Annotated in this window: 13 protein-coding genes, 1 other RNA gene and 1 pseudogene; 8 read left to right on the top strand and 7 right to left on the bottom strand. The window is 44.8% G+C overall.

Annotation, left to right across the window (positions count from 1 at the left end; translation table 11 throughout):
• Positions 1-14: 14 nt before the first annotated feature.
• A pseudogene (locus DK415_RS06745) lies at positions 15-1,217 on the top strand (cytochrome c peroxidase); the annotation flags it as partial.
• An 83-nt stretch (positions 1,218-1,300) separates the two neighbouring features.
• Here DK415_RS06745 and rnd read toward each other — a convergent pair.
• From rnd to DK415_RS06720, 5 genes are all read right to left on the bottom strand, one after another.
• Positions 1,301-2,458, bottom strand: a complete 1,158-nt coding sequence (gene rnd / locus DK415_RS06740; RefSeq protein WP_109432977.1) for a ribonuclease D — start codon at positions 2,456-2,458, stop codon at positions 1,301-1,303.
• Between the two features lie 63 nt (positions 2,459-2,521).
• Positions 2,522-4,213, bottom strand: a complete 1,692-nt coding sequence (fadD, locus tag DK415_RS06735; protein ID WP_109432976.1) for a long-chain-fatty-acid--CoA ligase FadD — start codon at positions 4,211-4,213, stop codon at positions 2,522-2,524.
• Positions 4,214-4,279: 66 nt separating this feature from the next.
• The gene (locus tag DK415_RS06730) at positions 4,280-4,834 is read right to left on the bottom strand and encodes a Slp family lipoprotein (RefSeq protein WP_109432975.1); all 555 of its coding nucleotides are present in this window, start codon (positions 4,832-4,834) and stop codon (positions 4,280-4,282) included.
• Positions 4,835-4,865: 31 nt separating this feature from the next.
• Positions 4,866-5,588, bottom strand: coding sequence for a tRNA (adenosine(37)-N6)-threonylcarbamoyltransferase complex dimerization subunit type 1 TsaB (gene tsaB, locus DK415_RS06725; RefSeq protein ID WP_109432974.1), 723 nt, complete (start codon positions 5,586-5,588; stop codon positions 4,866-4,868).
• Between the two features lie 2 nt (positions 5,589-5,590).
• A complete protein-coding gene (locus tag DK415_RS06720; RefSeq protein ID WP_109432973.1) occupies positions 5,591-7,537 on the bottom strand; it encodes a DNA repair helicase YoaA in 1,947 nt (648 codons plus the stop codon).
• A gap of 71 nt (positions 7,538-7,608) precedes the next feature.
• Between DK415_RS06720 and DK415_RS06715 the strand changes: the two genes are divergently transcribed.
• On the top strand, positions 7,609-8,430 hold the full coding sequence (locus tag DK415_RS06715) for a D-hexose-6-phosphate mutarotase (RefSeq protein ID WP_109432972.1): 822 nt from the start codon (positions 7,609-7,611) through the stop codon (positions 8,428-8,430).
• Positions 8,431-8,638: 208 nt separating this feature from the next.
• Positions 8,639-9,007 carry a rhodanese-like domain-containing protein gene (locus tag DK415_RS06710; RefSeq protein WP_109432971.1) on the top strand — a complete coding sequence of 123 codons (369 nt, stop codon included), beginning with the start codon at positions 8,639-8,641 and terminating at the stop codon, positions 9,005-9,007.
• A 196-nt stretch (positions 9,008-9,203) separates the two neighbouring features.
• On the opposite strand, the gene DK415_RS06705 is transcribed toward DK415_RS06710, so the two are convergent.
• The gene (locus DK415_RS06705) at positions 9,204-10,730 is read right to left on the bottom strand and encodes a catalase (protein WP_109432970.1); all 1,527 of its coding nucleotides are present in this window, start codon (positions 10,728-10,730) and stop codon (positions 9,204-9,206) included.
• A gap of 405 nt (positions 10,731-11,135) precedes the next feature.
• On the opposite strand from DK415_RS06705, the gene DK415_RS06700 reads away from it, so the two are divergent.
• The 4 genes from DK415_RS06700 (at position 11,136) to cydC (ending at position 16,595) form a co-directional block, all read left to right on the top strand.
• Positions 11,136-11,993: a co-chaperone YbbN gene (locus DK415_RS06700; protein WP_109432969.1), complete on the top strand. Its 858-nt coding sequence runs from the start codon at positions 11,136-11,138 to the stop codon at positions 11,991-11,993.
• A gap of 53 nt (positions 11,994-12,046) precedes the next feature.
• Complete coding sequence (gene trxB / locus DK415_RS06695) at positions 12,047-13,003, top strand: thioredoxin-disulfide reductase (RefSeq protein WP_109432968.1); 957 nt, start codon at positions 12,047-12,049, stop codon at positions 13,001-13,003.
• Between the two features lie 95 nt (positions 13,004-13,098).
• On the top strand, positions 13,099-14,862 hold the full coding sequence (cydD, locus tag DK415_RS06690) for a heme ABC transporter permease/ATP-binding protein CydD (protein ID WP_109432967.1): 1,764 nt from the start codon (positions 13,099-13,101) through the stop codon (positions 14,860-14,862).
• Positions 14,862-16,595, top strand: coding sequence for a heme ABC transporter ATP-binding protein/permease CydC (gene cydC, locus DK415_RS06685; protein ID WP_109432966.1), 1,734 nt, complete (start codon positions 14,862-14,864; stop codon positions 16,593-16,595). Before cydD ends, cydC begins: the two co-directional genes overlap by 1 nt.
• 23 nt (positions 16,596-16,618) lie before the next feature.
• Here the strand turns inward: cydC and ffs are convergent.
• Positions 16,619-16,717, bottom strand: an RNA gene (gene ffs / locus DK415_RS06680) — signal recognition particle sRNA small type.
• A 135-nt stretch (positions 16,718-16,852) separates the two neighbouring features.
• Between ffs and tesB the strand changes: the two genes are divergently transcribed.
• Complete coding sequence (tesB, locus tag DK415_RS06675; RefSeq protein WP_032997833.1) at positions 16,853-17,719, top strand: acyl-CoA thioesterase II; 867 nt, start codon at positions 16,853-16,855, stop codon at positions 17,717-17,719.
• The last annotated feature ends 2 nt before the right edge of the window (positions 17,720-17,721 follow it).

The raw sequence follows: 17,721 nt of genomic DNA, 5'->3' as shown, positions 1-17,721 counted from the left end.
GTGTAAAAAAATAGGCTAAAGCCTTATTCTATCGTTCTAAGTTTTGCCGATTATGCCACTTATTTGTAACTTTGACAATTGAATCAGGTAAACGCGTCTTTTTATTAAATAAATTACTGGATGGCTTAAAAGATCCAAGTAAATTATCTGAAGTTGATTTAGCAAAACTTGAACGCGTGATTGAAAATAACGAAATGCCGGTAGCGACATTCCGTCATGTTCACTGGGGAAGTCGTCCGGATGAAAACGAAAAAACCACATTATTAAATTGGATTCGCGAACAACGTAAAGCCTTTTTACCGGCAAATACGGAAGGAACAAATCCTCACAGCCTGATCCAACCAATTCCGGATTCCATCATGACGGATCCGGCCAAAGTAGAACTTGGTCGTAAACTCTTTATGGACGATCGTCTCTCTCAAGATGGTACCGTTCAATGCGAAACTTGCCACCAACTCGACAAAGGTGGGGTTGACCGCTTAGATGTCTCTATCGGTATTGAAGGCAAAAAAGGTGGCATCAACGCGCCAACTGTATTTAACTCCGCATTTAACTTCGTCCAATTCTGGGATGGTCGTGCAATCGATCTTGCTGACCAAGCAGGTGGACCACCGGTTAACCCTATCGAGATGGGCGCCCACACATGGGATGACATTGTAGCGAAATTTAAACAGGATGAAGAATTCAAAAAAGAATTCTTAAAAGTTTATCCTGAAGTGAGTCAAGCCACATTAACCCACGCTATCGGTGAATATGAAAAAACCTTAATCACGCCAAACAGCGATTTTGACCGTTACTTGAAAGGCGATAAAACCGCATTAAATGAGCAGCAATTAAAAGGCTACGAATTGTTTAAGAAACATAAATGCGATACCTGCCATACCGGCGTAAATATGGGTGGCCAATCTTACGAATACATGGGTATTTACGGCGATTACTTCAAAGATCGTGGCACACCAATTACCGAAGAGGACCACGGTCGTTTCAAACAAACCAAGGATTCGTATGATATGCATCGCTTTAAAGTGCCGTCATTGCGTAATATCGCATTAACTGCGCCTTATATGCATGATGCTACGGCAAAAGACTTGAAAGAAGCTGTTCGCATTATGTTGCAATATCAAAGCAACGTGAAACCGCAACAACAAGACATTGATGACATTACGTCTTTCTTAGAAAGTCTCACGGGTGAGTTTGAAGGTAAGAAATTACAATAATCACCATCAATAAAAAGTGCGGTCGATTTTTATAACGTTTAAAAACGTATTGAAAAACCACCGCACTTTTTTATTTGAAAGCATTATGCATCGAATGTTTTCAGAGATGCCAATAGGCTTTCACCAAAGGGTTTACGCCAACCACTTAATAATTCCGGCGGTTCATCCTCCGTTTCTTTTCCCCAGTGCCACTTCATCAGACTTTCTAAATGACGCTTACTGGCAATCACCTCTTTCGGTAAATTCGCCGGCGCAATCTGAATTAATTGTTGCTGCAATACCTTCAATACGGCTTTATAGCGCGAATCATCCGCTAGACGTTGAATTGGCTGCGGATAATCATTCTCTGGAATGCGTTTCACCTGATCAATAATTTGTAGCAATTTCTTACCGTGAATACGAACTTCTGCCGTACTCAAACCGAGTTCTAATAAAGCCGATGTGTTCTTCGGATTGTATTTAGCCACTTGCCATAAATTTTCTGCACGTACCACAAAATTTAACGCTAAATCCCGTTTCATGGCTTCTTCCATGCGCCATTTTGCGAGCAATTTTAAACGCATTAATTCTAAGCGATTTAACTTCCACGCATTCGGAATCGTAAAATAAGCCGTATCAGGATTTTTAACAGCATGAGCCCGTTTGTTCAGTAAAAATTCACATTCATTTTTCACCGCACTTTGCCATTCGGTTTGTGCCAGTTGTATCTGCATTTGTGCATATAAAGGCAATAAGTACCATACATCCGCAGCGGCATATCGTAACTGTATCTCTGATAATGGACGCGCTAGCCAATCGGTGCGTGAAGCACCTTTATCAATTTCAATGTGGAAATAATGTTGCACCAACGTAGCAAAACCGGCAGAACCGGTAAAACCAAGAAAATTCGCCATCACCTGTGTATCGCACATAGGCTGTGGTAATTGTTGGAAATAATGTTGAAAAACTTCCAAATCCTCACCACAGGCATGCAATACTTTCAATACGCTTTCATCGGCAAGTAAGGCAATAAAAGGGGAAAAATCCTGAATCGTTGTTGGGTCAATTAACGCCACCTCATCACCGGCATATAATTGAATTAGCCCTAATTTGGGGTGCAGGGTTCTGACTCGAATAAATTCCGTGTCTAATGCCACCGCACTTTGCGCTCTCGCCTGTTCACAAACCTCAAGCAAGGCATGGTCATCGGTAATTAATTTAAAGTTTGGTGGAGTGTTACATTCTTTTATTTGATATGTCATAGAAATAAAGGAGAGAATGTGCTGTAAAGCGACATTCTCTCTCGAATTGATTAATAAAATAACTTAGGCAGTTGTCGCACGTTTCGCAATTTCTTCATCACGTAAAACACGACGTAAAATTTTACCCACGTTGGTTTTCGGCAATTCCTCACGGAACTCAATGTCTTTTGGAATTTTATAGCCGGTTAAATATTTACGGCAATGTTGTCGTAATTCATCGCGGGTTAAACTGTCCTCTTTCTTCACAACGAAGAGTTTGATGGTTTCCCCGGACACGTCATTTGGCACACCGATTGCCGCGACTTCAGCCACTTTATTGTTTAACATCGCTACATCTTCGATTTCATTCGGATACACGTTAAAACCGGACACCAAAATCATGTCTTTTTTGCGATCCACAATGCGCAAACTGTAACTTTCATCCATGATCACAATATCACCGGTTGCCATCCAACCGTCTTTGATCACTTCTGCGGTGGCTTCCGGGCGTTGCCAATAACCTTGCATCACCTGTTCGCCTTTCACCCACAACTCCCCGGCTTCACCGAGAGTCGCTTCAGAACCGTCTTCTTTCACAATTCGAATATCCGTGTTCGGGACCGGCACACCAATACTGCCGTTATGCTTCACCACATTCACAGGGCATGCCGCAATTAGCGGAGAGCATTCTGTCATGCCGTAACCTTCAATAATGTTACAACCGGTCAATTCATGCCAACGAGTTGCAACGGACTGGTGAATCGCCATGCCGCCGCCCACGGAAAGTTTTAAGGCAGAGAAGTTTACGTTCTTCAACTCGTCATTGTTTAACAAGGCGTTAAACAAGGTATTCACACCGGTAATCGCCACAAACGGATATTTTTTCAGTTCTTTTACAAAACCCGGGATATCACGCGGGTTCGTAATTAATACGGCAGTCACCCCCAATTCAATAAACAGCAAGCAGTTCACGGTGAGGGCAAAAACGTGATACAACGGCAAAGCTAGAATAGCCAATCGTTCACGACTACGATCGCCCACAAAAGGATGGGCAATCCACTTGGCTTGGAACACATTCACGATAATATTACCGTGCGACAACATCGCGCCTTTCGCGACGCCCGTCGTACCGCCAGTGTATTGCAAAAAGGCCAAATCATCGCGTTCCATTTGCGGACGCACATATTGACGATATTTACCGACACTCAACACTTCACGGAACGTGACCGCATTTGGCAACTTATATTTTGGTACGAGTTTCTTCACGTATTTCACCACGAAGTTCACTAATGTGCGTTTGCCGAAAGACAACTGATCGCCCATACGGGTCAAAATCACATGTTTCACGGAAGTGTTAAAAACGATTTTTTCTAAGGTAGAAGCAAAGTTAGACACCACCACAATGGCTTTGGCGCCACTGTCTTGCAGCTGGTGTTCCAACTCGCGTGGTGTGTAAAGCGGATTCACATTCACCACCACAAGACCAGCACGTAAAATACCAAACAAGGCGATTGGATATTGCAATAAATTCGGCATCATTAATGCCACACGCTCACCACGCTCCAACTTCAATTCATTTTGCAAATAGGCAGCAAAAGCACGGCTGCGTTCTTCTAATTTACGAAACGTTAAAACTTGTCCCATATTAATATAAGCAGCTCGGTCGGGATGTTCGCGAATCGCTTTATCAAACATATCTAAAATCGAATCATATTCTGAGGTGTCCAACTCATGCTCAGAACCTTCCGGATAATTTTGAAACCAAGGTTTAGTCATGGTGATTCCTTATCTTTTTTCTTTATTTTTATAAAATGAGGCGGAATTCTAACATTCCGCCCAAACTTAATACAAATTATAGCGAAGGCGTGGTTCGGCCCACATAAATCTCGGCGCCCACCAGCCGTATGGATAAAACGGTCCGTAATCATACATATCATCCGGATCGTAATAATATTCTTGCACGAGCTTCCAAAGACGATATTGATGGGCTTGCACCACCGGATAGCTGTAATCCGCTTGATCAATTTTGCCCGGCTCTTTGCCGCTTAATACACCGGCAACAGTAATATATTGATCTTTTAAGTTTTCCGGATCCACAAAGCCGTTTAAGTAGGCAATAAATCGCCCATTGCTGTGGCTATCAATCATCGGTTTTGCAGAGAAATACGCGACCGTTTGATTTAATACTTCCACTTTTGTCTGATTTTTTAAGGCGGTGGCAGAAATCACTTTGCCGCCCAGACGCACTTTGACACAACGGCAGTCATAATCTTGCGGTTGAATGTTGTTTAAATTTAACGCATCAAATTGTTTTGGCTCTAACCCTTGCGGCGCCGGCACACAACCGGTTAAAACAAGAGAAAGTGCGGTCAATATTAACCCTATTTTTTTGCTCATTTTAATGCTCCTCTCAAAAGGTGATTAAAATCTATTCTCGCCCCGGCAATTTCTTCCACGTCACTTCATTACGTAAGTAAATCGGTTCAATCTCCAACGGGCTGATGGTCTCGCCGGCAAACCATTTTGGCAATGCCAAATCCAACATATATAAAGCGGAAGGCAAGGTGATCTCTGTCGCTTTACCAAGACTCGCTTCGTTTAATTCAGGATAAGCCGCCCAGCCGGTTCCTGCTAAAACGGCATTTTCACAATGTTGTTGAACCACCTGCTCAATGGCTTTTGACGGGCTACACACCTGCTCGGCAATCATCGGCTGCCAATCTAAAAACTCGCCGAAATCTGACCGCACTTTTTTCGCCTGCCATTGGGCGAAATACACTTCATTCATACGCGCATCAATCGCCGTCAACACATTTTCTGCCTGATATTGTACATAAGCGGCTTGTGCCATTGAGGCTAAATTGGACACCGGAATCACCGGCAACGCTGCCCCAAATGCTAGGCCTTGGGCAATGCCAGCGCCAATACGCACACCGGTAAAACTGCCTGGGCCTCGACCGAAAACCAGGGCATCCACTTGATGTAGCGTAATGCCTGCTTGAGCCAAAATTTCATCCACCATCGGCAAAATATGTTTGGTGTGTTCACGCTGTGCAAATTGCGCTAAATGTGTTTTTTCACCACCACGTAATAATGCAACAGAACAAGCCTCTGTTGCGGTATCTAAAGCTAATAATGTGACATTTTTCATATTTATATTGATTCGTTGTTATCGTCTGTCTTCAAGTTTGTCAGGAATTGTACCACTTTGTGCAAATCCCGCGTACGTTTAAAATTCGGCAAACTGCGTAAAAAGGTTTCCCCATAAGGTCGCATCACCAAGCGGTTATCGCAAATAATCACAGCACCGCGATCGGTCACATCACGAATTAACCGCCCAACACCTTGCTTCAACGTAATCACCGCTTCGGGAATTTGAATATCGTTAAACGGATCGCCCCCTTGCAAGCGACAATCTTCAATACGGGCTTTCAGTAAAGGCTCATCAGGCGCAGTAAACGGCAGTTTATCGATAATCACCAGTGACAACGCATCGCCCCGCACATCCACGCCTTCCCAAAAACTGGAGGTGGCCACCAGCACGCTGTGCGATTGGGAAATAAATTGTTCCAACAAGGTGGTTTTCGCCGTTTCGCCTTGCAATAAAATCGTCAATTCACTGTTTTCACGAAAATAGTCCGCCAGACTACGCATCATGGCGTAAGACGTGCAAAGCACAAAACAACGGCCTTGGTTGGCTTCGATAATCGGCAGTAACATCTTGCCTAATTGGGTGAACGTGCCGCTGTGATTGGTTGCCGGCAGATAACGCGGTACGCATAGCAAGGATTGCTCTGCATAATTAAAAGGGCTTGGCAGAATTTTCTGCGCAGCCTGTTGAATGCCTAAACGCTGGCAAAAATGGGCAAAAGTGCCTCCCACTTCCAAGGTGGCAGAAGTGAAAATCCAGGCGCATCTTTGTTTCGCCATTTGCTCACCAAATTTATCCGCCACAGTAAGTGGCGTAATGTGTAGCCCAAACTGGCGACCGATACACTCAAACCAATAGCAATAGCCGGTGATTTCCGTTTCCGTCAGGCGTTTAAGTAAATTTTGTAACTGCGCAATGCGCTCAAAAATACTGTCCAGCGTTTGCGAACGCCCCAAGCCCAATTTCACCACCTCAGCGGTGAAATTCAGTTTTTCCAATAAAAAATCAAAGGCTTTTTTGACCGCACTTTGTTGCAGCATTTGCCGCCAGTTACCGCGCAAATTGCCTTCACCCAACATTAAACGAAAATCCTGCACGATTTTTAACAGTTGATCCGCCGCCACACCAAGCTGTTTCATGTCTTTCACTTCAGTGCGGTAGGTAATTTGAATGTCTTTACATAAATCAAAAAGTTGGCGGGATGTCACCGATTGACCGAAATATTGGCTGGCGATATCAGGCAGTTGGTGCGCTTCATCAAACACAATCACTTCTGCATTCGGGATCAATTCGCCGAAGCCATTTTCTTTCACTGCCATGTCGGCAAAAAATAAGTGATGATTGACCACCACCAAATCCGCATTCAACGCTTTTTTACGTGCCAATGCCACAAAACAATCCGCATAATTAGGGCAATCACTCCCCAAACAACTTTCGGCCGTGCTGGTGAGTTGAGGCAAAATCGGGCTGTCTTCGGCAATCTCAATGCATTCGGACAAATCGCCGGTCTTCGTGGTATTGCGCCATTTGCGCACTTTGGATAAATCATGCAGCACACTACGATCACCCAGCACGCCTTGCGCAATCACCTGTTCCAAACGTTCTAAACATAAGTAATTGGCACGCCCTTTGAGCAAAGCAATTTTGCCGCTATACCTGAGGGCTTTTTGAATGGCGGGCAAGTCGCGATTAAACAGCTGATCTTGCAAATTTTTGGAACCGGTGGAAATGATGGTTTTCTTTTTCGCCAATAACGCCGGCGCCAAATACGCAAAGGTTTTGCCCGTCCCCGTACCGGCTTCCACCACTAACGCCCCTTGCTGTTCAATGGCATTGCCCACCGCCGTCGCCATGTCGACCTGTTCTGCGCGGGGACGAAAGCCCTTGATATGGGCGCTCAATGCACCGTCTGGGGAAAACGCCTTGCTAATTTGTTTTGAATACGCCATTATTTTTCACCTGTTAAAAAGTCGGCACAGTATAGCAGATTTCCCCTTCTTTCTGAATCAACAAGGACAAGATGATGAACATTCAATTACAACAACAAATCACGCCGGAATTGAGCTTATATGCTTACAACGACATTCCCGTTTTACATTTACGCCACGCCGTCGGCACCGCCAAAATCGCCTTACAAGGGGCGCATTTATTCAGTTGGCAACCGGCACACAGCAAACAAGACGTATTGTGGTTAAGTGACATTGAGCCGTTTAAAGCCGGTAACGCCATTCGTGGCGGCATTCCTATTTGCTACCCATGGTTTGGTAATGCCGGCATGCCGGCACACGGTTTCGCCCGTACCAGCCTATGGCAACTAAGCGACTACGAGATTAGCAGCGACAAAGTGCGGTTGTTTTTTTCGTTATTTTCCAAACACAACATCATCTTGGCTAAAATTGAAATGCTATTCACCGAACATTGCGATGTACGCTTTACTCACTACGGCGAAACCGGCATGGAAAACGTGCAACTAGCGCTACACAGTTATTTCAACATTGGCAACATCGCCAACACGACGATCGTCAACCTGCCAACAACCTGTTTTAACTCCCTGACCCAATCGCAGGAAACTGTGCCTTCACCACGTGCCATCAATGAAAACGTGGATTGCATTTATGCCGCGCCACAACAGCCAACGAAAATTCACGACCAAGCCAACCAACGCACCCTATTCGTGACACATCAAAATGCCAGCGATGTGGTGTTATGGAACCCATGGCACAAAGCCACAAGCAGCATGTCAGAAAACGGCTATCAAACCATGGTGTGCGTAGAAACCGCGCGAATCCATCGTTATCTTGAGGCTGGCGAAACCGTGGCGGTGAGATTGAGTGTGAAATAGTTCAAAGTGCGGTCAGATTTTTAGATGTTTTTCAAAACTCAACATCTGATCGCTTGAGCTCTGCCTAAATCCCCTAAAATTTCCTATCAAAACGATTCATAAAACATCTCATTTTTGGTCTAATTTGCCATTTATTACTGCCGTGTTTGTGAGTAACATAATGGGCGATTCAAAACACATAACCATCCATATAAAAGGAGATTAAATCATGAAAAAATTGATGACTGCGATCGTTTTCGCTGCTGCGATGACAGCACCCTTAGCTACCTCTGCAGCCTCTATGCCAGAAACAGAAAAAGCGATGGCGCAGCAAGCAAATACAAAAGGCGTTTGGATTGATGTACGTTCAGCTGAGGAATTTAACGCAGGTCATTTACAAGATGCGGTGAACATTCCACACGATCAAATCCTTGAACGCATCCAATCCGTTAGCCCGGATAAAGATGCCCCGGTTAACCTCTACTGCCGTAGCGGCCGCCGCGCAGAATCTGCACTGAATGAGCTGAAAAAAGCCGGCTATACCAACGTCACCAACCATGGTGGTTATGAAGATTTGGTTAAGAAAGGAATGAAATAATCACACCTTATTAAAAACAAAAATCCCCTAAATGCTTAATTTAGGGGATTTTTTATAAGTAATTTTTGACTGAGCTCTATCGAAAAATTGCATATCACGGCTATTAAGATTTCAGGTGATGTTTTTTTTATGATAAAGCCCAATCCGTTTTTCAGGTGTTTTTTGTCGCTCAACCTATATGCATTAAAACCTGAAATTACAACAATCCTGGTTGACCTAAAGCAGGATCTACTTCACGTGCTTTTAAAGCATCTTCAACAGTTAAGCCTAATGCTTTGGCAACACCTTCACCATACGCCGGATCACACCAATGACAGTTGCGAATGTGACGATATTTGATGAAATCAGGTGCATCCCCCATTGCGGCTGCCGTGTTATTGAATAAGGCTTGTTTTTGCTCCGAATTCATTAAATTAAATAATGCACGCGGTTGGCTGAAGTAATCGTTATCATCATTACGGAAATCCCAGTGCGCAGCATCACCATTAATACGAAGTGGTGGTTCGGCAAAATCCGGTTGTTGTTGCCATTGATTAAAACTATTCGGTTCATAGTGCGGTAAGCTACCGTAGTTACCGTCCACACGGCCAAAACCATCACGTTGGTTGCTGTGCACCGGACAACGTGGACGATTTACCGGAATTTGACGGTAGTTCACCCCTAAACGATAACGTTGTGCATCCGCATAGTTGAATAGACGCGCTTGCAACATTTTATCCGGGCTTGCACCGATCCCCGGCACTAAGTTACTCGGTGCAAAGGCAGATTGTTCCACATCAGCAAAGAAGTTTTCCGGATTGCGGTTAAGTTCAAACTCCCCTACTTCAATTAATGGATAGTCTTTTTTCGGCCATACTTTGGTTAAATCGAATGGGTGGTAAGGCACTTTTTCCGCATCGGCTTCAGGCATAATTTGTACGTACATCGTCCATTTCGGAAACTCACCGCGTTCGATGGCTTCGTACAGATCACGCTGGTGACTTTCGCGGTCTTTTCCGATAAGTTTTGCCGCCTCTGCATCAGTCAAGTTTTTAATGCCTTGCTGAGTACGGAAGTGGAATTTCACCCAAAAACGTTCGCCCGCTTCGTTCCAGAAACTGTAAGTATGTGAACCGAAACCGTGCATATGGCGATAGCTTGCCGGAATACCGCGATCACTCATAACAATGGTGACTTGGTGTAGTGCTTCGGGTAGCAGCGTCCAGAAGTCCCAGTTATTGGTGGCGGAGCGCATATTCGTGCGCGGATCGCGTTTGACGACTTTGTTTAAGTCCGGGAATTTGAGCGGGTCGCGCAGGAAGAACACCGGCGTATTGTTACCGACCATATCCCAGTTCCCTTCTTCGGTGTAGAATTTTAAAGCAAAACCACGAATATCACGTTCTGCATCCGCAGCACCACGTTCACCTGCAACGGCGGTGAAACGAGCAAACATTTCCGTTTTTTTGCCGACTTTGCTGAAAATTTTTGCGCGGGTATATTTAGTAATATCGTGTGTTACAGTAAAAGTACCAAACGCACCGGAACCTTTCGCGTGCATACGACGCTCCGGAATGACTTCACGCACGAAATCCGCTAATTTTTCGTTAAGCCATAAATCCTGCGCAAGTAACGGACCGCGTGGGCCCGCAGTTAAACTGTTCTGGTTATCTGCAACGGGCGCACCGTTACCCATCGTTAAAGGCGTACTGGTTAGATGAGAAAAAGGGCATTTAGCACTCATAGAAAACTCCTTATAAAATAAATGTTGGTTTGAAGTAAATATCACCAAACATAATATAAAAAGGTTTTACCAATTAAAATCTATTAAATTAATTCAAAAACCCTATTAAAGGTAATTTTTCATCTTCACGTTTTCATAACGTTTTAAAAAGCGTTTCTAACAAAAATTTTATTAATTCTTTTGGTAACACTTTATTTCCAAACAACATTTTTACGTTTCAAAGTGCGGTCAAATTTTCAGGTGTTTTCGCTTTTTCAAATAACATCCGTCTAACCTTTGAACTGTTTACATGCATCCCCTTTCTTCAAGAAACACGCGATTGCCCAATCCGGAAAAACACTAAAAAATCCTACCGCACTTTGCTATAATGTGCGCCATTCATTTCATTCAAAACAAGAGAAGAACATGACTGATTTTCCTGCAATTCGTGACCTCAACGAGCAAAATCTCAACGAAATTTTACAGCTTTCACAACATCATCCTTTGGTGATCACGTTTTATGCGCCAAGCCATGCGGATTCTGTGGCGTTTGTGAAAACCTTGGAAAATTATGCCAACCAATACCAAGGGCAATTTGTGTTAGCCAAAGTGGATTGTGAGAAAGAACAAATGGTGGCAGCGCAATTTCGCATTCAAGCATTGCCAACCACTTATTTGTTTAGAGATGGGCAAGCGTTGGATGCCTTTCAAGGAGCGTTGGACAACACCACATTGCAACAGCGTTTGAGTGTGATTTTGCCGAAAGAGGAAGAAATTAAATTTAATCAGGCATTGGATTTGCTTGCGGTGGAAAATTATGAGCAGGCATTGCCGTTGCTGAAAGAGGCGTGGGAGTTGTCTGATCAGAAAAATAGCGATATCGCACTGCTCTATGCTGAAACCTATATCGCCATGAAAAAAACTGAGCCTGCACAGCAGATTTTGAACAAAATCCCATTGCAAGATCGCGACAGTCGCTGGCAAGGATTACAAGCGCAAATTGACTTGTTGATTAAAGCCGCTGATACACCGGAAATTCAACAATTACAGGAAGAATTTGCAAAACAGCCAACCCATGATCTTGCGTTGAAATTGGCGTTGCAATTACACCAAGCTAACCGCAACGAAGAAGCCTTGGAGTTGTTATTTACCATTTTACGTCAAGATTTAGGCGCGGAAGACGGTAAAATCAAGCAGGAATTTTTATCCATTTTGGCCGCTATCGGCAACAACGATCCGGTAACCAATAAATACCGCCGATTGCTCTATTCGTTGTTGTACTGATGGGAAATCTTCTATAATAGCGCTCGCAAATATTAAGTTGATAAGGATTGATTATGTCAGATATTAAACACGCGCAATTACTCATTTTAGGTTCCGGCCCTGCCGGTTACACTGCGGCTATTTATGCGGCACGCGCCAATTTAAAACCGGTACTCGTCACCGGATTACAACAAGGCGGACAACTCACTACCACCAGTGAAATTGAAAACTGGCCGGGTGATTTCGGTGAAACGACCGGCCCTGAATTAATGCAAAGAATGTTGCAACACGCAGAAAAATTCGAGACCGAGATCGTCTTCGATCACATTAACAGTGTAGATTTATCTTCTCGCCCATTCAAATTATACGGCGATGCACAAACCTTTAGCTGCGATGCGTTAATCATCGCCACCGGTGCCTCTGCCCGTTATTTAGGCTTGCCTTCCGAAGAAAACTTCAAAGGCCGTGGTGTTTCCGCTTGTGCCACTTGTGATGGTTTCTTCTATCGCAACAAACCGGTTGCCGTCATCGGTGGTGGTAACACCGCTGTGGAAGAAGCACTCTATTTAGCCAACATTGCTTCTGAGGTGCATTTAATCCATCGCCGCGAAAGTTTCCGTGCAGAAAAAATTCTCATCGACCGCTTATACAAAAAAGTGGAAGAAGGCAAAATCGTACTGCATACCAACCGCACTTTAGATGAAGTGTTGGGCGACAACATGGGCGTGACCGGCGTACGTTTGAAAGACGTGCAATCCGCCGCAACGGAAGAGGTCGCATTAGACGGCGTCTTCGTGGCCATCGGTCATGCACCGAATACGGAAATTTTCCAAGACCAGCTGGAATTAAAGGACGGCTATATCGTGGTGAAATCCGGTTTAGACGGCAATGCGACTGCCACGTCTGTGGAAGGCGTTTTTGCCGCAGGCGATGTGATGGATCACAACTATCGTCAAGCCATTACCTCTGCCGGCACCGGCTGCATGGCGGCATTAGATGCTGAGCGTTATTTGGATGCGCAAAAAGCATAACTGTTCGGTCATTGCACCGAGACAACACATTGTGCAATACAGGGTGGGCAATAACGCCCACCTTCCGTTTTTCTGTTTCTGATACAACATAACTTATGGATAAATCTCGTCAAAAATATTTGCAACAATGGCTTCGCACACAGCAAAAGCCGATTAAAAAATATTTGAATCTCAACATTCTGCTCGCTACGTTCTCCTCAGTGATTTTAGTGGGGCAGACTTATCTCTTGGCCTCTTTGCTGCATAAGCTCATTATTCTGGGCGAACCGGCCACCGGTTTAGCGCCTTACTTTATCGGCTTAGTCGTCGGCTTTGCGCTACGTGCGCTGATTTTGTGGATCCGAGAAAAAATCGGCTTCAAGTGCGGTCAATTATTGCGGAATATTATTCGTCAGCAAATTTTGGATAAAATCCATCAAGTTGGCCCTGCAACGATTAACAATAAACCTGCCGGCAGCTGGGCAACCATCATGTTGGAACAGGTGGAAAACCTGCACAATTTCTACGCCCGCTATTTACCGCAACAAGCGCTTTCCGCCATTGTGCCGATGATTATTCTGATTGCCGTGTTCCCGTTAAACTGGGCAGCCGGTTTGATTTTAATGGGCACTGCACCGCTGATTCCTATCTTCATGATTTTGGTGGGCAAAGCGGCAGCAGACAGCAGCCAAAAGAACATGGATACCCTTGCGCGGTTAAGCGGTCAATTCCTCGATCGTCTGCGCGGTTTGGAAACCTTACGTTTATTCGACCGCACTTCCGAGCAAACCCGCCATATTGAAAACAGTACGGAAGATTTCCGTGAAACTACCATGGATGTGCTAAAAATGGCGTTCCTCTCCTCTGCCGTCCTCGAGTTTTTCACTTCGATTTCTATTGCATTAATGGCAGTGTATTTCGGTTTCAGTTATTTAGGACAAGTGGAATTCGGCAGTTACGGCACGCCGATTACACTCTTTATCGGTTTCTTCTGCCTTATTCTTGCACCGGAGTTTTACCAACCATTACGCGACCTCGGCACCTATTATCATGACCGTGCCGCCGGTATCGGTGCGGCAGATGCCATTGTAGATTTCTTGGAAGAAGATTATTTAATCGCCCAAGGCGACAGCAAAGCGGCATTTGAAAGCCAAAGTGCGGTGGAAATTTCAGGTGAAAATGTGGTTGTCTTGTCGCCACAAGGCAAACCGCTGACAGAGGCGCTGAATTTCCATATTCCGGCGCAGAGCCACATCGCGATTGTGGGACAAAGCGGCGCCGGAAAAACCTCGCTGATCAATGCCATTTTGGGCTTTTTACCTTATGAAGGCAGCCTGAAAATCAACGGGCAAGAATTGCGTGATGTCGATTTAGCTCAATGGCGCAAACACATTGCGTGGGTCGGACAAAACCCGTTGTTGTTGCAAGGCACGATTAAAGAGAATTTATTATTGGGTGACATTCAAGCTTCCGCGCAAGAAATTGATCACGCGTTAGCCTTAGCGCAAGCGAAAGAATTTACCGACCGTCTCGGCTTAGAGGCAGAAATTAAAGAAGGTGGCATTGGCGTGTCCGTCGGGCAAGCACAACGTTTGGCCGTTGCACGTGCGCTACTACGCAAAGGCAATTTGTTGTTATTAGATGAACCGACTGCCAGCCTTGATGCGCAATCGGAAAATCAAGTGTTACAAGCCTTACAACACATCAGTCGCCAACAAACAACCGTGATGATCACTCACCGCATTGAAGATCTGAAACAATGCGACACCATTTTAGTGATGCGCCACGGACAAATTATTCAGCTGGGGCATTTTGACCAACTGCAACATCAAGGTTTCTTCGCCGAATTATTGGCACAACGACAACAGGATATTAACTAATGCGTGCTTTATTGCCTTTTATTCGTTTATTTAAATTTGCCAAACTGCCGTTAATTTTCGGTGGTTTATTAATGATTTTAGGACTTGCCTCCAGCATCGGGTTGCTTACCCTTTCCGGCTGGTTCTTGGCGGCGACCGCCATTGCCGGCTTGGGTTCGCTGTTTAACTTTTTCTATCCGTCTGCCAGCGTACGCGGTTTAGCCATCGGGCGTACCGTGGCGCGTTATTTTGAAAAAGTCGTCACCCACGATGCCACTTTCCGCGTGTTAGCCAAATTACGCGTGCAAGTGTTTAGCAAAATTATTCCATTAAGCCCGGGCGTGCTCAATCGCTATCGTAACAGTGATTTATTAAACCGCTTGGTTGCCGATGTGGATACCTTGGACGGACTTTATCTTCGCCTGATTGCACCGTTTATCAGCGCCATTGTGGTGATTACATTTATTACCATTGGATTAAGTTTTGTTCATGTGCCACTTGCGCTGTTCCTTGGCCTCACGTTACTGACGTTATTACTGGTGATCCCAACAATCTTTTACCATCTGGGCAACAAATTCGGCGCTAAATTAACCCAATCCCGCGCCCTGTACCGCACGCAATTTGTGGAATTTATTCAGGCTCAAGCAGAATTATTGTTATTTAACGGGGAAGAAAAACTAAAAGGGAAATTGAGCCAAACCGAACAACAATGGCAAGACTATCAACAACAGGAAGCGAATTTATCGGGATTTTCCACCGCACTTTTGTTGTTCGCCAACGGCTTGGTGTTATGTATTGTGATGTGGTTTGCCGCACAAGTGGATTTGGGCAGCGATGAATACCGTGCTGCATTAATTGGCTTGTTTGCCTTTGCCGCCCTCGCCTCGTTTGAAATTTTAATGCCGATCGGCGCTGCATTTTTGCACATTGGGCAAATGGTGGCATCGGCTGAACGGGTGACGGATATTATCGAACAACAGCCATTGGTAGATTTTTCCGGCACACAACTTGTTAAAAGCCAAACTCAAGCGCCGTTATTGCAAATTAATCACGTTCATTTCACTTATCCGCAACGTGATAACCCGGCATTAGTGGACTTAAATCTCCATATTGAAGCCGGTGAAAAACTTGCCATTTTAGGGAAAACCGGCAGTGGCAAATCGACGCTACTTCAATTATTGGTACGCAATTATGATGCCAACCAAGGAGAAATCTTATTCGCCGGCAATCGCATTCAAGCCTATAGCGAAAGTAGTTTACGCCAACAATTTTGTTTCTTAACGCAACGCGTGCATGTGTTTAGCGATACTCTGCGTAACAACTTGCAACTGGCTACCCATGCGCCATTAAGCGATGAAAAAATGGTTGCCGTGCTACAACAAGTGGGCTTGGAAAAATTAGTGAATCAAGAACAAGGATTAGATTTATGGCTGGGAGACGGCGGCCGTCCGTTGTCGGGCGGTGAACAACGTCGTTTAGGCTTAGCCCGTGTGTTATTAAATGATGCGCCAATCCTACTCTTAGATGAACCGACAGAAGGCTTGGATCGAGAAACCGAACGCAATATTCTGCAAGCGATTTTGGCACACAGTGTCGGCAAGACTTTAATTATGGTGACGCACCGTTTAACCGCTATTGAGCAATTTGATCAACTTGTGGTGATCGATAACAGTCGATTAATTGAACAAGGTTCGTACAGCGAATTGATCAATAAAGAAAATGGCTTTTTCAAGCAACTGACACAACGTATTTAAAAGGAAGGGCTGGAAAGGTGGAAACCTTTCCGGCTTAGTCTCGGCACACGAAAATTCTGACTCTGGCTGCTTTCTTCCGAACCTGACCTGGTAAACCAGACTTCATTGCGAGGGACCGAAAAGGTTTCCATTGAATTAACCGCAAGATTTGATAGCGCGATTAAGGTTTCGCATTATGCAATAAGCCCTATTGAATTGCAAATGTTATCTCCGGATCACATCAGAACAGCCTGAACTTTAAACAAACGAGGAAAATCATGACCGCACTTAACCAACTTATCGAACTGTTAAAACTGGAAAAAATCGACGATTTACTTTTTCGCGGAGCAAGCCAAGATCTCGGGTTTCGCCAAGTGTTCGGTGGTCAAGTCGTGGCTCAGGCGCTTTCTGCTGCGATTCAAGTCGCCCCTCAAGATCGTTTTTTACATTCTTGCCACGCCTATTTTCTCTCGCCGGGCGACAGCCAATATCCGATTATTTATGATGTCGAAATTTTACGCGAGGGCAGAAATTTCACAGCGATGCGGGTAAAAGCCATTCAACATAAATCACCGATTTGCCACATTACCGCCTCTTTCCAAACCCTGGAACAAGGCTTTGAGCATCAAAGCGAGATGCCAAAAGTAGAAGCCCCTGATGCTTTAATGTCAGAAAGCTCGGTCATTCAGCAAATGGCACAAACCATTCCGGAAGCCGTGCGCGATAAATTTACGGCAGAGCGTCCATTTGATATTCGTACCAAATATTTAAATAACCCGTTCCGCGGACATAAACTGCCTCCACAACAATACTCTTGGGTACGCACCAATGGCGAAGCACCGACAGACTATCGCATTCAACAATGTCTGCTTGCCTATTTCTCCGATTTTCATTGCATTTTGACCGCACTTCATCCCCATGAAAAAGGCTTTTTACAAAAAGGCATGAAAGTCGCCACCATTGACCATTCTATTTGGTTCCATCGCCCGTTTGATATGAATGATTGGCTGTTATATGCCATTGAAAGCAACAACGCCTATGCCGCCCGCGGCCTTGCTCGCGGTCAATTCTTCGCAGCAGATGGCAGATTAATTGCGACCACCCAACAAGAAGGGTTAATTCGTTACGTTCCGGAAGAACAATAAAA

Source organism: Aggregatibacter segnis, from assembly GCF_003130075.1.
Lineage (GTDB): Bacteria > Pseudomonadota > Gammaproteobacteria > Enterobacterales > Pasteurellaceae > Aggregatibacter > Aggregatibacter segnis_A.
Note: the sequence above shows the minus strand (reverse complement) of the source record. Positions and strands in the feature narration are given on the sequence as shown.

Excerpts from the sequence above, each read along its gene's own strand:
- DK415_RS06710 (WP_109432971.1), top strand. The coding sequence starts at position 8,639 with ATGAAAAAATTGATGACTGCGATCGTTTTCGCTGCTGCGATGACAGCA.
- DK415_RS06700 (WP_109432969.1), top strand. The coding sequence starts at position 11,136 with ATGACTGATTTTCCTGCAATTCGTGACCTCAACGAGCAAAATCTCAAC.
- DK415_RS06720 (WP_109432973.1), bottom strand. The coding sequence starts at position 7,537 with ATGGCGTATTCAAAACAAATTAGCAAGGCGTTTTCCCCAGACGGTGCA.
- rnd (WP_109432977.1), bottom strand. The coding sequence starts at position 2,458 with ATGACATATCAAATAAAAGAATGTAACACTCCACCAAACTTTAAATTA.
- DK415_RS06730 (WP_109432975.1), bottom strand. The coding sequence starts at position 4,834 with ATGAGCAAAAAAATAGGGTTAATATTGACCGCACTTTCTCTTGTTTTA.
- fadD (WP_109432976.1), bottom strand. The coding sequence starts at position 4,213 with ATGACTAAACCTTGGTTTCAAAATTATCCGGAAGGTTCTGAGCATGAG.
- cydC (WP_109432966.1), top strand. The coding sequence starts at position 14,862 with ATGCGTGCTTTATTGCCTTTTATTCGTTTATTTAAATTTGCCAAACTG.
- DK415_RS06715 (WP_109432972.1), top strand. The coding sequence starts at position 7,609 with ATGATGAACATTCAATTACAACAACAAATCACGCCGGAATTGAGCTTA.
- cydD (WP_109432967.1), top strand. The coding sequence starts at position 13,099 with ATGGATAAATCTCGTCAAAAATATTTGCAACAATGGCTTCGCACACAG.
- tsaB (WP_109432974.1), bottom strand. The coding sequence starts at position 5,588 with ATGAAAAATGTCACATTATTAGCTTTAGATACCGCAACAGAGGCTTGT.
- tesB (WP_032997833.1), top strand. The coding sequence starts at position 16,853 with ATGACCGCACTTAACCAACTTATCGAACTGTTAAAACTGGAAAAAATC.
- trxB (WP_109432968.1), top strand. The coding sequence starts at position 12,047 with ATGTCAGATATTAAACACGCGCAATTACTCATTTTAGGTTCCGGCCCT.
- DK415_RS06705 (WP_109432970.1), bottom strand. The coding sequence starts at position 10,730 with ATGAGTGCTAAATGCCCTTTTTCTCATCTAACCAGTACGCCTTTAACG.